Annotated in this window: 14 protein-coding genes; 6 read left to right on the plus strand and 8 right to left on the minus strand. The window is 36.2% G+C overall.

The window, feature by feature from the left end:
- Positions 1-73: 73 nt before the first annotated feature.
- Positions 74-1663: an ABC-F family ATP-binding cassette domain-containing protein gene (locus FN817_RS17360; RefSeq protein WP_142719042.1), complete on the minus strand. Its 1590-nt coding sequence runs from the start codon at positions 1661-1663 to the stop codon at positions 74-76.
- Between the two features lie 399 nt (positions 1664-2062).
- On the opposite strand from FN817_RS17360, the gene FN817_RS17365 reads away from it, so the two are divergent.
- From FN817_RS17365 to FN817_RS17390, 6 genes are all read left to right on the plus strand, one after another.
- On the plus strand, positions 2063-2617 hold the full coding sequence (locus FN817_RS17365) for a phosphoribosyltransferase (RefSeq protein WP_047420642.1): 555 nt from the start codon (positions 2063-2065) through the stop codon (positions 2615-2617).
- Between the two features lie 152 nt (positions 2618-2769).
- Positions 2770-3348 carry an adenylate kinase gene (locus tag FN817_RS17370; RefSeq protein ID WP_047374143.1) on the plus strand — a complete coding sequence of 193 codons (579 nt, stop codon included), beginning with the start codon at positions 2770-2772 and terminating at the stop codon, positions 3346-3348.
- Positions 3349-3411: 63 nt separating this feature from the next.
- Positions 3412-4395: a GTPase ObgE gene (obgE, locus tag FN817_RS17375; RefSeq protein ID WP_142719043.1), complete on the plus strand. Its 984-nt coding sequence runs from the start codon at positions 3412-3414 to the stop codon at positions 4393-4395.
- Positions 4396-4733: 338 nt separating this feature from the next.
- A complete protein-coding gene (locus FN817_RS17380; protein WP_142719044.1) occupies positions 4734-5222 on the plus strand; it encodes a DUF6438 domain-containing protein in 489 nt (162 codons plus the stop codon).
- Between the two features lie 95 nt (positions 5223-5317).
- Positions 5318-5956: a porin family protein gene (locus FN817_RS17385; protein ID WP_142719045.1), complete on the plus strand. Its 639-nt coding sequence runs from the start codon at positions 5318-5320 to the stop codon at positions 5954-5956.
- Positions 5957-6135: 179 nt separating this feature from the next.
- Positions 6136-7440: a DEAD/DEAH box helicase gene (locus FN817_RS17390; RefSeq protein WP_047420639.1), complete on the plus strand. Its 1305-nt coding sequence runs from the start codon at positions 6136-6138 to the stop codon at positions 7438-7440.
- A gap of 59 nt (positions 7441-7499) precedes the next feature.
- Here FN817_RS17390 and FN817_RS17395 read toward each other — a convergent pair whose 3' ends face one another.
- From FN817_RS17395 to FN817_RS17425, 7 genes are all read right to left on the minus strand, one after another.
- The gene (locus tag FN817_RS17395; protein ID WP_142719046.1) at positions 7500-8264 is read right to left on the minus strand and encodes a TatD family hydrolase; all 765 of its coding nucleotides are present in this window, start codon (positions 8262-8264) and stop codon (positions 7500-7502) included.
- A gap of 5 nt (positions 8265-8269) precedes the next feature.
- The gene (locus FN817_RS17400; RefSeq protein WP_142719047.1) at positions 8270-8791 is read right to left on the minus strand and encodes a DUF4269 domain-containing protein; all 522 of its coding nucleotides are present in this window, start codon (positions 8789-8791) and stop codon (positions 8270-8272) included.
- The gene (locus FN817_RS17405; RefSeq protein WP_142719048.1) at positions 8792-9742 is read right to left on the minus strand and encodes a GSCFA domain-containing protein; all 951 of its coding nucleotides are present in this window, start codon (positions 9740-9742) and stop codon (positions 8792-8794) included.
- 76 nt (positions 9743-9818) lie between these two features.
- On the minus strand, positions 9819-10790 hold the full coding sequence (locus tag FN817_RS17410) for a polyprenyl synthetase family protein (RefSeq protein ID WP_047420635.1): 972 nt from the start codon (positions 10788-10790) through the stop codon (positions 9819-9821).
- A gap of 101 nt (positions 10791-10891) precedes the next feature.
- Positions 10892-12034 carry an inorganic phosphate transporter gene (locus FN817_RS17415; protein ID WP_142719049.1) on the minus strand — a complete coding sequence of 381 codons (1143 nt, stop codon included), beginning with the start codon at positions 12032-12034 and terminating at the stop codon, positions 10892-10894.
- A 13-nt stretch (positions 12035-12047) separates the two neighbouring features.
- A complete protein-coding gene (locus FN817_RS17420; RefSeq protein WP_042723220.1) occupies positions 12048-12686 on the minus strand; it encodes a DUF47 domain-containing protein in 639 nt (212 codons plus the stop codon).
- Between the two features lie 152 nt (positions 12687-12838).
- Complete coding sequence (locus FN817_RS17425; RefSeq protein WP_142719050.1) at positions 12839-14545, minus strand: DEAD/DEAH box helicase; 1707 nt, start codon at positions 14543-14545, stop codon at positions 12839-12841.
- Positions 14546-14764 lie beyond the last annotated feature (219 nt).

Raw genomic sequence — 14764 nt, forward strand, 5'->3', positions numbered from 1 at the left:
TTTGAAAGACGGGCTAAAGCCCGCCTCTATTGAATATCTATTTTATCCTTTTAATTTGTGAGAAATACAATCATTAATTCAGTATCAATTCCCGATCAATTCCAATCTCCTTTAAAAAAACTTCATCGTGGGAAATCACCATCAATGTACCATGATAATCTTTAATGGAATGGGTGAGAATTTCCACATTCTGAAGATCGAGGTTATTCGTGGGTTCATCAAGGATGATCATATCCGGAGCTTTGTTGCTGATGGAAAGCCCGCAGAGAAGTAACCGCAAACGCTCTCCTCCACTCAGCATTCCACATTTTTTTTCCCAGGTATCCTTACAAAATAAAAATCTGGACAGTAATGTTTTCACCTCAGATTCCTGCAGCGCATTATCATTAAAGGTCTGGACAAAATCATAAAGAGTAGAGTCATTATCAATCAGTGAATATTCCTGATCAATATAAATGCTGTTAAAGTCTGTTCTGTCTATTTTTCCTTCGGAAGGTTCAGTATTTCCAAGCAGAAGTTGTATCAGGGTCGTTTTTCCTGAGCCATTGGAACCTTTGATTGAAATTCTTTCTCCGCTTCGGATCTCAAGGCTGAGATTTTCTTTCCATAGATTTCCTTTTCCATAATTGAAGTTAATATCTTCAGCCGCAATTAAAATCTTCCCCGAATGCAGATTGGAATCATTAAAATTCACTTTCATCTGCTCAGAATTCTTTAAGGAGGAGCGCAGATCTCTCAAGCCATCTGAAATTCCACTGATTTTCTCTGCATGCACACTTTTCAGCTTTGAACTGTTTTTTTCAGCATTATTCCGAAGGGTATTCATCATAATTCTTGCAACGCCCGATTTTTCCTGCTTTTGCTTTCCTTTTGCATCGAGTTTCTGTTTTCGTTCCAGCGTTTCCCTTTCTTTCTCTTTTGCTTTTTTCAGCGCCCGTTCTTTGGCATGAATATCATTATGCAAGGCTTCCTCCTCCACTTCCTTTTGCTCTGCATAAAAATCATAGTTCCCTCCATATGTGGCGATTCCCTGGTTACTTAATTCAAAGATGGTATCAACCAGATTCAGTAAAGTCCGGTCGTGGCTTACGATAACTACTGTTGCATCCGCTTTATCAATAAGGTCATACAGGAGCTTTCTTCCCTCAAGATCCAGATGATTGGTGGGTTCATCCAATATAATGATATCAGGCTGACTGATCTGAATTCCTGCAAGAAAGACCTTGGTTTTCTGGCCGCCACTTAAGCCTTCCAGTGTTTGATTGAGATCAAAATTATCAAGTCCCCAATGTTCTAATGCGTGTTGGCAACGCTCTTCAATATCCCAGTCGTCATTGAGAATTTCAAAATAGATTTCATCCACCTCTCCATTGGTGATTTTTTGGAGCGCATTCAGTTTCTGATCTATTTTCAGACATTCAGCAATGGTAAGATGATTAAAGTTTCCAAACATCTGAGGAACATAAAAAACAGAATCCGAAATAGTAATATTCCCGTTTAAAGGCTGTATTTCCCCCGCGATCATTTTCAGCAGGGTTGATTTTCCCATGCCGTTACTTCCCACCAAAGCAGATTTGGTGTGAGATGGTATTGTTAAGTTAGTATTATTAAATAGAAGATCCCCTCCCGGAAACCCAAAGGATATATGTTGTAGTAAAATCATGATTTCTTTCTTAAAAAATAGTTGAACACCAGTAACATCTTAGTTACTGTTTTTATTGAATCTGAAAGAAATGTTATCCTACATGTCCGTATTTTGGGTTTTGAAAGAACAAAGGTAGTCATTTTTTACAATATTCAGTTTTCCATAAATTATCAAGATATTTATCATCTCTTTTTTCTTCCACTCTTAAACACCAGGCATTTATTACCTCTTTAAGAATCTATTTTTCTAAGGCTATTCCTTTCTATGTCGTTCAATGACTTATATTTATTCTGATTTAAACAGCCTTCATCATAATCCCCCACTTTGTTGTGTCGAAACCGTCAAACTTTCAAACTCATAAAAACAGGAAAGTATTTTAATCAAAAATCCGTAACTTTGCCTCCTACTAAAAATTTTATGGAAAGCATTAAAGTTCACGACAAAACTTTCGTTCCTTATTTAAAGGATGCCGAAATTCAGGAAATTGTAAAAGAGACAGCGTTAAGAATTTATGAAGATTACAAAGATGAAGTACCCGTATTCATTGGCGTTTTAAATGGGGTGGTGATGTTCTTCTCAGATCTTTTAAAATATTATCCGGGGGAATGTGAAATTGCCTTCATTCAAATGAGTTCGTACGTAGGAACTGAATCTACAGGGATTGTTTATCAGAAAATGGAACTTACCAAAGATGTAAGAGACCGTCACATCATTCTTGTAGAAGATATCGTAGATACAGGAAACACTGTTGAAAGTCTTTTCAAATATTTTAAGGAAACCCAACGTCCTAAATCTGTAAAACTGGCGAGTTTCTTACTGAAACCTGAGATTTACAAGAAAGATTTCAAGCTGGATTATATCGGAAGAGAAATTCCAAACAAATTTGTACTTGGATACGGACTTGATTATGATGAATTGGGAAGAAACCTACCTAATTTATATCAATTGGAAGACGGACAAATCAACCATTAAACGCTGTTGGCTATTAGCTGATAGCTTTTAGCTTAAAACATTATATAAAGAAATAAATTTAATAATAACTTAAAAAAGCTGAAAGCAAAAAGCAAACTGCCAAAAGCCAGGAGCCAGAAGCGAATGCAAATTGCTGAAAGCGTATCAACATTATGATAAACATTGTTCTGTTCGGCCCTCCAGGAAGTGGAAAAGGAACACAAGCTCAGAATCTAATCGAGAAATTCAATTTAAAACAGGTTTCAACAGGTGATCTTTTCAGATACAATATGAAAAATGACACTGAACTTGGAAAACTGGCTAAGTCATACATCGATAAGGGAGAATTGGTTCCGGATCAGGTAACAACAGATATGCTGATCGATGAGATCAAAAAACCTACTGATACCAACGGTTTCATTTTTGACGGATATCCAAGAACAACTGCTCAGACAGAAGCTCTGGAAACTATCGTTAAGGAAGTATTGAACGACGATATTGACATCTGTCTTTCATTGGTAGTAGAGGACAAAATTTTGGTTGAAAGACTTCTGAAAAGAGGAGAAACCAGCGGAAGATCAGATGACAGCAATGTAGAGATCATCGAAAACAGAATTAAAGAATATTATACTAAAACAGCAGAAGTTGCCGAGCTTTATAAGCAGCAGGGTAAATATGTAGAGGTAAACGGTGTTGGAGAAATTGACGAGATTTCCCAAAAACTTTTCGCTGAAGTAGAGAAAATTAAATAATCGGGATACGGGTACGGGATAAGAAATTTCCTCCCGTAGCTCACAACTCGCAACACAAACTATATGTCTAACTTTGTAGATTACGTAAAGATCCATTGTAAAAGCGGACACGGAGGTGCTGGTTCTGCCCACCTTCGCCGTGAAAAATATATTCCTAAAGGTGGTCCTGACGGTGGAGACGGAGGTCGTGGCGGACACGTCATCATGAGAGGAAATGCTAATGAATGGACTTTACTTCCACTTCGATACACCCGTCACATAAAAGCAGAACGCGGTGAAAACGGAGCGAAAAACCAGCTTACAGGAGCTGACGGTTCTGATATTTATATTGATGTTCCCATTGGAACGATCGCTAAAAATGAAGAAGGTGAAATTATCGGAGAAATCCTTGATGACAAGCAGGAAATCATTTTGATGCAGGGAGGAAAAGGAGGAAAAGGAAACGAACATTTCAAATCTTCTACCAATCAGACCCCAAGATATGCTCAGCCTGGAATGGATGGCGAGGAAGGATATGTAGTCTTCGAGCTTAAAATTTTGGCTGATGTAGGACTTGTTGGGTTTCCAAATGCCGGAAAATCTACACTTTTAGCATCTGTTTCTGCAGCAAAACCAAAAATTGCCAATTACGCTTTTACAACCCTGACTCCTAACCTTGGAATTGTGGACTACAGAAATTACAAATCTTTTGTAATGGCCGATATTCCCGGAATTATTGAAGGAGCAGCGGAAGGAAAAGGCTTAGGACACAGATTCCTGAGACATATTGAAAGAAACTCTATCCTTTTATTTTTAATTCCTTCGGATTCTGAAAATCACTTCCAGGAGTTTAAAATTCTTGAAAATGAGCTGAAGGAGTACAATCCTGAACTTTTGGATAAGGATTTCATTATTTCCGTTTCAAAATCTGACCTTTTGGATGATGAACTGAAAAAAGAAATTGCAGCAGAGTTTCCTGAAAACAAGCAGCCATTGTTCTTTTCAGGAGTTACCGGAGAAGGTCTTATGGAACTGAAAGATGCCATCTGGAAACAACTACACGGATAGAAAAAACATTGATTCACCAGTTTTATTTTACAATGGAACTGCAACATACAAAACAGCCTTAGAAAATCTGAGGCTGTTTTTTAATACAATTAATTCTATTTCTTCTATACAATATTTTAAACCATTAAGAAGGATTTAAGAAATAAAGTATAGTTAAGTAAATCATTCTGATTCTTAAGCTTAAAGCAAAGCTTATCTTCATATTTTTAACATCTTCATGGTATCTTAATGGTTCAAATAAAGGTTAAGCAGGTTTTCCATTTTATATTTAACATAAAAACAAAGGAAGATTTTATCTTTTGGAACAATTATTGGGAGAATTTCCGAAATTTTAAACTATGAAATATTTATTGACCCTTTGTGCATTTGTATTTTTATTTTCCTGTACTTCTCAGAAAGTTAACTCCCAATATTCTACTATTGAATATGAGGCTACTCCGTGTTTCGGATTCTGTCCTGTTTTTAAAATGACGATCAGTCCGGACAGAACAGCAGTTTTTGAAGCTGAACATTTTAATTTTAATGATAAGCCATCAAAAGATGAGTTTTCAAAGCCTCGTGAAGGAACTTTCAAAGGAACAATCAAGGAAGAGGATTACAATAAATTAATCAGCTTACTGGATGGGCTCAATGTAAAAAGCTTAAACGATAAGTATGGTGAGAAAAACATCACCGACCTTCCAACCTCTTATTTAAGAATCAAATTCGCTGACGGCACTTCAAAAAATGTGGAAGATTACGGAAAACATGGAAGTGAAAAACTTTCAGAAGTCTATCAATTTTTTGAGAACTTAAGAAAGAACCAGGAATGGAATAAAGTGAAATAGCCTCACTAAAAAATATTTAATTTATCTTTGTAACAGTAATTCCTTCGTTTGGAGGAATTATTTTTTTGTAAAACTATTAACCATTTAAAATAAACATGAAGAAGTACATTTTTTTCGTTGCATTATTTGCTTTCTCAGCAATATTTAATGCACAGGAAACCACAAAAGATCCGGCATCTGTGAGCTTTGGGGTAAAGGGAGGATATTCCTTATCCAATATGAAGTTTTTTGGAACCGGGCTGGATTCAAAATCCTATTTTTATATAGGTATCGTAGCAGAGCAGCCTATATCTTCTAAATTTGGCTTACAGGCTGAATTACTGTATACTCAATTGGGTGGTAAAGATGCTTATCCCTGGTATGAATTGGTAGGCAACGAGGTCGTAAACATGGGTAATATGAACTTAAATTACAAATTCAACCAGATACAGGTTCCCATTTCATTAAAATATTATATTGTTCCGGAGCTTTCTGCTTCTGTAGGGATGAACTTAGGATTCAACATCTCATCCAAAGTAAAAATGAATACTGTTTTTGATGAGGCTGAAACACACAATTACGAATCTTTAAAAACCCTGAATTTATTTCCTTTTCTGGGTGCAGAATATAAGATTAATGAGAAGTTTTTTGTTGATGTCAGATACAATTTCAATTTTATAGAAATGAATAAAAGCAATTCAGTTCCTGTTAAAATCGGATTTCTGCAGGCTGGTGTAGGATATAAATTTAAATAAACTTCAGATTTTCATATCAATAAAATGGCTGCTTACATTCGGGTGGCCATTTTTGTTTTTCTTATAGTAAATAAGTCTGAAAAAGTGGAATAAGATACTTAAAAATATTTAAACTACCTTTGCAGAATGTAATTCTTTCAGACTGAAGGAATTTTTATTTAAATTTTAAAATAATTCATTTGAATTTTACAGACTTAAACTTAATAGAACCTATTGCAAAAGCAATTCAGGAACAGGGATATACGACTCCTACTCCTATCCAGGAAAGATCGATTCCTGATATATTAGACGGCAGAGACTTTTTAGGCTGCGCACAGACAGGAACTGGTAAAACAGCTGCTTTTTCTATTCCTATTCTACAGAATTTATCCAAAAATAAAATTCCCAATAAACATATAAAAGCATTAATCCTTACACCAACCAGAGAACTGGCCATTCAGATTGAGGAAAACATTAATGCTTACGGTAAATATCTTCCATTAAAGCAACTTGTTATTTTCGGAGGAGTAAAACAAGGAAACCAGGAAGCTGCTTTGAGAAAAGGGATTGATATTCTGGTAGCAACACCAGGAAGGCTTCTTGACTTTATTGCTCAGGGCATCATCAGTTTAAAAAACCTTGAAATCTTTGTTCTTGATGAAGCAGACAGAATGCTGGATATGGGATTTGTACATGATGTAAAAAGAATCATCAAACTTTTACCTCAGAGAAGACAGACTTTATTCTTTTCTGCAACAATGCCGGCTGAAATCCAGAAACTTGCTAATTCTATCCTGAATAATCCGGTAAAAGTAGAGGTAACTCCGGTTTCTTCTACAGCAGACACCATTAAACAATCTGTCTATTTTGTAGAAAAAGATAACAAACTGGATTTGCTTTCTCACATTCTGAAAAATGACATTTCAGACTCAGTATTGGTATTTGCAAGAACGAAGCACGGTGCAGATAAGATTTCCAGAAAACTTCAGAAAGACGATATTTCTGCTGAAGCCATTCATGGCAATAAATCTCAGAATGCGAGACAAAATGCTTTGAATAACTTCAAATCCGGAAAAACAAGAGTTCTTGTTGCTACAGATATTGCAGCAAGAGGAATTGATATTGATGAATTGAAATTCGTGATCAATTTTGAACTTTCCGATGTTTCTGAAACCTATGTACACAGAATCGGAAGAACAGGTAGAGCCGGAGCTGAAGGTAATTCTATATCTTTTGTAGACGGACTTGATCTTTTGAATTTAAAGAATACTGAAAAATTGATTGGGAAGAAAATCCCTGTGATCAAAGACCACCCGTTCCATACTGATGATTTGATTGCCCAGAAAAGGGATTCTAACAACAAACCTTTTAATGCAGGTGGTGAGAAACCTAAAACAGGCAACAGTAATAATTCAAGGCCAAATAACAACCGTAAAAAGCCTTCTACAGGAGCTTCAGTAGGTTTCAAAAAGCCTAAAAACAAGAATTTCACCAGAAAGAAATAAAAAAATAAAACCCTTTTCAAAATTGAAGAGGGTTTTGTTTATCTTAAAGTTGAGAACCTTTATGACTGAAAAAGATTCTTTGCATTTTCTGTAGTGATGCGGTCTATCTCAGAGAAATCTTTCCCATAGATATCCACCAGTTTACCGGCTACCAGATCAAGGTAGGAGCTTTCATTTCTTTTTCCTCTGTGGGGAACCGGCGCCAGATAAGGAGAATCTGTTTCCAGAACAATCTTATCCAGTGGAATTTCATTCAGAAACTGATCTATTTTCCCGTTTTTGAACGTTACGACTCCACCGATTCCCAAAATGAAATTAAGGTCAACAGCGTGCTGTGCCTGCTCCAGATTTCCTGAAAAGCAATGAAAAATTCCTCTGAGCTTCGGGTGTTTTTTTCTTTCCAGCACTTCAAAGGTCTCATCAAAGCTTTCTCTTGTATGAATCACAATCGGAAGATCTTTTTCTATAGCCCAGTCAATCTGCTGTTCAAAAGCTTTCACCTGAATATCCAAAGTTGTTTTATCCCAATACAGATCAATCCCTATTTCCCCAATTGCAGGAAAATGTCGTTGATCAAGATAATTTTTTACGATTTCGAGTTCTTTTTCCCACGATTCCGGTTTTACATAACAAGGATGTAATCCCATCATTGAAAAAATCTGTCCAGGATATTCTGTTTCCAGCTGCAGCATTTTCTCATGGGATTCAGAATCAATAGCAGGAAGATAGAATTCTGTAATTCCTTTATTTAAAGCCCTTTGAATAGCTTCTTTTCTGTCTTCATCAAATTCTTCTGCGTATAGATGTGTATGTGTATCAATCATTTTATTTAAAATTTCAATAGATCTTCATAAGGGTTTTTAAGTCCGAGCAACATTCCAAAGGCCGGCTCGGTTTTTATTCCCTGCTTTTTAAGTTCTATTATTTTTTGTTTAAATTCTTCTCCTTTTTCCTTTAATATTTTGTATTCAGCTACCATATGGAGATAAGCATTTTGCTCTTTTGTCGGCTTATTTTGGCCGAAAATCTCAATGGGGAATCCTTCCAGCATAAAATTCAATGTAATGCATTTTTCACCGTTTATGATGAGATGTTCAACGGTTACATCGTGAGGAATACATCTGCTCAACATTAAATCATCCAGAAAGTCTTCTTCAAATCTTAAATCAACCTCAAAAATAATGTCCAGATCACTTCCTTCGATATCAATTTCAATAGGAACTGTTCCTGCCAAAATGGGTGAATAAGCCTTTAATTTTTCAAAAATCTGATATTTTGCAAGAACATCATACGCCCTTTTTTGCCTTTCATTGCCGTTTTTCAGGTAGTTAATTCTGGTAAAATCAAGCATTTAAAATATTTTATGTTTTACCTTTTTACGCTGAATTTCAATTCTCTGATCTAATTTCTCCCTGAATTCTATAAACTTAGGGTCTTTCTTATCACTGGTTTTATGCTCCAGCGCCTTGATAATCTTAAAATTTTCTTTGATAAAATGCTGCGTCTCTGCTGAAAAATAGGCGTTTCCAAATTTCTCAAAAATATAATTAACCGCCTGTGTGCTGGGATGAATCATATCTTCTTTATAAAAACGGTAGTCCCGCAGATCATCCATCAAAATCTCATAGACCGGCAGATAATGGCAGTCTTCAAAGAGAGAAATGGACTCGTGAATAGCGGTGATTAATTTGGATTTACTTAGCTGATTTTCTACCATTCCATCTTTAGTGTGCCTTACGGGTGAAACAGTAAACAGGATCTGTACTCCTTCTTTGCAAATATCTTTAAGATCCAGAATCGTCTGATAAATAGAACTCGTCAATTCCTGATGGGAAAGCAGTCTTTTTTCAAAAAACTTTTGCGGGATTTTGTGACAGTTGGCCACGAGCTTTTTCTTGGGAAGAAACTCGTAAATAAATGAGGAACCATAGGTGATAATGATCCAGTCAGCTTCCTGCAGAAAGGCATTTCCGGCTTCAATAGCTCCGTTTATTTTGTCTAGTGTCTGATGAATATACCGGGTATCAAAACTGGTGTGGTGATCCAGAGAAATATATTCTTCCTTATAGGTAATCAGTTCCTCTTCTTCGTAAAACGCAGAATCATGTAACCTATTGACTGCATGATTGATTGAAAAAGGATTAAATATCGTCCCGAAAGGGTTATTGAGTGTCTGAAGCTGTCCATCCTTAAGCAAATCTGTCATTTCAGAGGCAAAACATGAGCCTATTGAAAATATTTTATCTTCAATCTCAATCTTTTTATCTGATGCAGGAATATCAACTTCTGTTCTGAATTTCATCGTATAGGTATTAGGTGGCAGTAAATAGGCAGCGGGTAAATTGCTGTTACCTGCTGCCTACCCTCTACTACCTCTATTAACTTTCTCTTCTCAACAAATAATTTGCCAGTTCGATAAAAGGTTTTTTCTTTTCCTCAGGAACATCTATCTTCTGAAGATAGCTTTGTCCGATTTCATTATGCTTTTCGATCAGACGTAATGCTTTCTCGTCTACTTTTGTTCTTCTGAATATCTTTTCTACTCCGTAAACTTTATCAACGTTTTCTGTCTTTTTAGAATACCAGTAATCCAGTTCTTTTCTTTCTTCATCGGTAGCATGTTCTCTTGCTAACAAATACAGAACAGTTTTCTTGTTTTCGTAAATATCTCCGGCATGTTTTTTCCCAAACTGTGCCTGATCACCAAATACATCAAGATAATCATCCATAATCTGGAACGCAATTCCGATATGTTTTCCGAAATTAAAAATAGCTTTTGCATCTTTAAAATCGGCTTTTGCAATCAAAGCTCCGATCTCAAATGATGAAGCGCTCAAAACTCCTGTTTTATAGGTAATCATTCTGATATAGTCATCAAAAGTAACATCTTCCTGAGTTTCAAAATTGATATCATACTGCTGTCCTTCACAAAGCAGAAGTCCTGTGTGGGTAAATATTCTGATACATGCTTTGAAGATTTCCGGCTCAAGATCCTCAAAAAACTTGTAGGCTTTAAGCATCAGTCCGTCTCCGGAAAGAATTCCCACATTAAGACCGTGTAAAGTATGAATGGTAGGCTTATTTCTTCTTAAAGGAGCTTCATCCATAATATCATCATGGATCAGCGTGAAGTTATGGAAAAACTCGATAGCCAATGCCGGCTTAATTGCCTGCTTAAGATCTCCGCCGAACATCTCGCAAGCCATCAGCACCATAATAGGACGAAGACGCTTTCCACCATGGGAAATAATATAGTTCATCGGCTCATACAGCTCTGAAGGTTTATCTTTAAAAGTATATTTTGTGATGGCGTCCGCAACAATCTGCTGGTATCTGTCTAAAAATTCCATAAAATCTTTTAATTTGAACAAAAATACGATTTTTCGAGGCTTTATAAAACAAAAAACTTTGCCCAAAAGGACAAAGTTTGTATAATTATATGATTTGTTTTCTAGAAAACGAAGGTTACCACCAGGTAAGTAATTCCTGCAACAATTGCAGAGATTGGAATGGTAAGAACCCAAGCCCAAAGTAAGCTTACAGTAATTCCCCATCTTACGGCAGAAATTCTTTTTGTTAATCCCACCCCGATGATAGAACCTGTAATCGTATGTGTTGTAGATACAGGGATACCAAAGTGGTCTGTGATGAATAAAGTAATAGCTCCTGCAGTTTCTGCACTTACTCCTTCTAATGAAGTTACTTTAGTAATCTTAGTCCCCATGGTCTTGATGATCTTCCAACCCCCACTCATTGTTCCCAAACCAATAGCAAGGAACGAAACCAAAGGAACCCACAGGTAATGCTGAGCGAAATAATCAAAACGTCCTGCAGCAGGAATGTTCAGATAGATTGGATCATGCAGCATTTCAACATGGTAGTAGATAAGCGCCGCACCAATAATACCCATTACTTTCTGTGCATCATTCAAACCGTGTCCTAAACTGAACAAAGCTGAAGAAGCCAGCTGTAATCTTTTGAAAGACTGGTCTGCCTTATGCGGGTTTGATCTTTTATAAAGGTGTACGATAATCAGTGTAATGATGATTGAGATAATCATCCCTATAATCGGTGCCATGAAAATGAACAGGAAGATAGGAATTACTTTATCAAACTTTACCACACTCTGATGAGTAACCTGGTTGAAAGCTTCTTTAACGGTACCCCACATTCCAAGTTCTGGCTGTGCTGCTGCCACCGCATGATAATCCATCATGAAAGCGTGCATAAGAGCCGCTCCCAGGAAACCTCCAATCAGCGTATGTGATGATGAAGAAGGGATTCCGAACCACCATGTAAGCAGGTTCCAGGCAATAGCTGCCACAAGACCGGAAAATATAACTTCCAGGGTAATAAAATTCTCGTTAACTGTTTTGGCAATTGTATTACCAATTTTGAATTCTCCAATAATATAAGCAGCAATAAAGAATGCTGCAAAGTTCCAAAGTGCTGCCCAAAGTACAGCCTGGAATGGAGTTAAAACTTTTGTAGAAACAATAGTCGCAATTGAATTGGCTGCATCATGAAAACCATTGATATAATCGAAGATCAGGGCCAACGCAATAATAACTACAAGTAAAATCGGAAATTCCATTTTTTGCTATGTATTAGGCGTATTTAATCATGATGTTCTCGATTGTATTGGCAACATCTTCTGCTTTATCTGTTACAATTTCAAGGTAGTTCAATACAGATGAAACTTTAATAATGTTGATTGCATCATTGGTTTCAAATAATTCTACCATTGAATTGGAAAGCAAATCGTCAGCAATATTTTCAATAGAGTTCACTTTAATACAAGCTTCTTTCACCTGCTCCATGTTTTTGAACCCTTTAAGGTTTTTCATTGCATTCTGAATTTCAAGACATGCTTTATGGATCAATAAAGAGAAGTCTGAATAAGCCTTCATCTCAGGTGATTTGTATAGGAAAATATATTTTGTGGAAGCGTAGATATAATCAGCGATATCATCCAGTCCTGTTGCCAACGTGTGGATATCCTCACGGTCAAAAGGTGTAATGAAGTTTTTCCCTAATTCTACGAAAATCTCGTGAGTAAGTTCATCATTCTTGTGTTCGAAGTCACTCATTTTCTTCAGCATAGAATCATCATTTAGATCGAAATCCTTGATTCCTGTGTTGAAATCTTCTGACATTGCAACTAGATTTTCAGTTACTTTTTCGAAAAGTACAAAGAAGATTTTATCTTTTGGTTGAAAAGCGTGGAAAATATTACCAATTCCCATTTTTTAGTATTTATAATTCGAGTGCAAATTTCTTAAAAAAGGATTGTACGTGAAACTATATGACATTAAGTTTTGTTAACATTCGCTTAACTCCTGATTATCAAATAAAAAAACCGGCCTTAAGGCCGGTTTTATATAGTAATTTGTGAGATTTAGTTTGCTACTTCAGCTCTCATATCTTTTCCTTTGAACTTCATAGATTGAATATTGCTCAAGACGTTGTCTTTAAACGATTTTTCAACTTCGAAGAAAGAGAATTTCTCTAAGATTTCGATATCTCCGATTTCAGCTCTTTTTTTGGATTTTCCATCACCAGTAGCCTTATTGATAATATCTAAAACATCAAGCTTCTTCAAGTGGTCTTTTTTTCCAAGATTAAAGAAGAATCTTACCATGCTCTCATCTCTTCTTCTTGGCTTTCCACCACGATCTCTGTCTCTTCCGCGATCTCTGTCTCTGCTGTCTCTGTCACGTCCGCGGTCTCTGTCTCTATCACGTCCGCGGTCTCTTCTTGAGTAATCATCATCTCTGGTGCTTAATTTCTGCTCAACAAGATCGTGTTTATCTTTGTAATATAAAGCAAGATCCTTCAATTGGAACTGTAGCAGCTGGTGCACCAGTTCTTCTTTTGTAAATTTGCTTAGATCCGGGATTAAGCTATCATCAAATTCAAAAAGATCCTCGTGCTCCGTCAATAATTTTTCGAATACACCTCCTACCTGAGCTTTGATAATATCATCACCTGTAGGAATGAATTTTTCGTTAATTTCAATTTTTGTTGCAGATTTGATCTGCTTCAGTTTTCTGCTTTCTTCAGGCTTAATTAAGGCCATAGAAATACCGTCTTTTCCAGCTCTACCTGTTCTACCGCTTCTGTGAACGAATACTTCAGGATCATCCGGTAAAGAGAAGTGAATAACGTGTGTAAGAGAGTTTACATCCAATCCTCTTGCTGCAACGTCTGTTGCTACAAGAATATCAATGTTTTTCAATCTGAATTTCTTCATTACCGTATCTCTTTGCGCCTGAGAAAGATCACCATGAAGAGCATCAGCTGCATACCCGTTCTGCATCAGGAAATCTGCTACCTCCTGAGTTTCCATTCTCGTTCTACAGAAGATAATAGAGTACTGATTGGGGTTAGCATCAATTAATCTCTTCAATGCTTCTTTTTTCTGACGGTACCCTACTACATAGTATTCGTGAGTAATGTTCTTCTTCACTTCGTTGATAGAACCTACTGAAATACGGTGTGGTTTTGTAAGGTAATTTTTGGAAATTCTTTCCACCTCTTTATTCATCGTTGCAGAGAATAAGAAAGTTTGTTTAGTTTCCGGAGTTTCGCTTAGAATGGTTTCCAATTCGTCTTTGAATCCCATAGAAAGCATTTCATCGGCTTCATCTAATACCAACCAATGAATCGCAGAAAAGTCAAGTGCTTTTCTGTTGATAAGATCAATTACTCTTCCCGGAGTTCCCACAATAATCTGTGGTTTATCCTTCAAAGATCTCATCTGGTCTAAAATACTACTTCCACCATAAACTGCAGTAGTTTTGATGTCTTTCATGTACTTAGAGTAATTCTTTATGTCCTTCGAAATCTGAAGACATAATTCCCGTGTCGGACAAAGCACCAATAATTGGATTTTGCGACTCGTATCGTCAATCATATCCAAAATCGGAAGCGAAAACGCTGCTGTCTTGCCTGTCCCTGTTTGCGCAAGTGCGATCAAGTCGCGAATATCTGAAAGAATAAAAGGGATAGTCTGTTTTTGGATTTCTGTTGGGCTTTCGTAGCCCAGTTCGCCAATTGCCTTAAGGATATCAGGACTTAAATTGGTTTCCGTAAATAAATTCATTAACTATTTTAAAATTTTTGCAAAGATACAATAAATATTTGACTTGTTTTTGAATAAAGTTTTAAATATACAATCTTAAATTCAGAATCTTTTAATATATTTTTAATTTTCTGAAAATTAAATGTAAAAAAAACAGCTTTAGGTTAAAAACTTGTTAAACATTATTTTTTTTTATTAAATTGGATTGATTTTTTCTGTGTTATTTATGAATTTTCAAAA

Source organism: Chryseobacterium rhizoplanae, assembly GCF_900182655.1.
GTDB lineage: Bacteria > Bacteroidota > Bacteroidia > Flavobacteriales > Weeksellaceae > Chryseobacterium > Chryseobacterium rhizoplanae.

Bases quoted from the DNA above. Each gene is read 5' to 3' on its own strand.
- FN817_RS17410 (WP_047420635.1), bottom strand. From the start codon at position 10,790: ATGGAATTTTTAGACAGATACCAGCAGATTGTTGCGGACGCCATCACA.
- FN817_RS17360 (WP_142719042.1), bottom strand. From the start codon at position 1,663: ATGATTTTACTACAACATATATCCTTTGGGTTTCCGGGAGGGGATCTT.
- FN817_RS17395 (WP_142719046.1), bottom strand. From the start codon at position 8,264: ATGATTGATACACATACACATCTATACGCAGAAGAATTTGATGAAGAC.
- FN817_RS17370 (WP_047374143.1), top strand. From the start codon at position 2,770: ATGATAAACATTGTTCTGTTCGGCCCTCCAGGAAGTGGAAAAGGAACA.
- FN817_RS17425 (WP_142719050.1), bottom strand. From the start codon at position 14,545: ATGAATTTATTTACGGAAACCAATTTAAGTCCTGATATCCTTAAGGCA.
- FN817_RS17380 (WP_142719044.1), top strand. From the start codon at position 4,734: ATGAAATATTTATTGACCCTTTGTGCATTTGTATTTTTATTTTCCTGT.
- FN817_RS17385 (WP_142719045.1), top strand. From the start codon at position 5,318: ATGAAGAAGTACATTTTTTTCGTTGCATTATTTGCTTTCTCAGCAATA.
- FN817_RS17400 (WP_142719047.1), bottom strand. From the start codon at position 8,791: ATGCTTGATTTTACCAGAATTAACTACCTGAAAAACGGCAATGAAAGG.
- FN817_RS17405 (WP_142719048.1), bottom strand. From the start codon at position 9,742: ATGAAATTCAGAACAGAAGTTGATATTCCTGCATCAGATAAAAAGATT.
- FN817_RS17420 (WP_042723220.1), bottom strand. From the start codon at position 12,686: ATGGGAATTGGTAATATTTTCCACGCTTTTCAACCAAAAGATAAAATC.
- FN817_RS17415 (WP_142719049.1), bottom strand. From the start codon at position 12,034: ATGGAATTTCCGATTTTACTTGTAGTTATTATTGCGTTGGCCCTGATC.
- obgE (WP_142719043.1), top strand. From the start codon at position 3,412: ATGTCTAACTTTGTAGATTACGTAAAGATCCATTGTAAAAGCGGACAC.
- FN817_RS17365 (WP_047420642.1), top strand. From the start codon at position 2,063: ATGGAAAGCATTAAAGTTCACGACAAAACTTTCGTTCCTTATTTAAAG.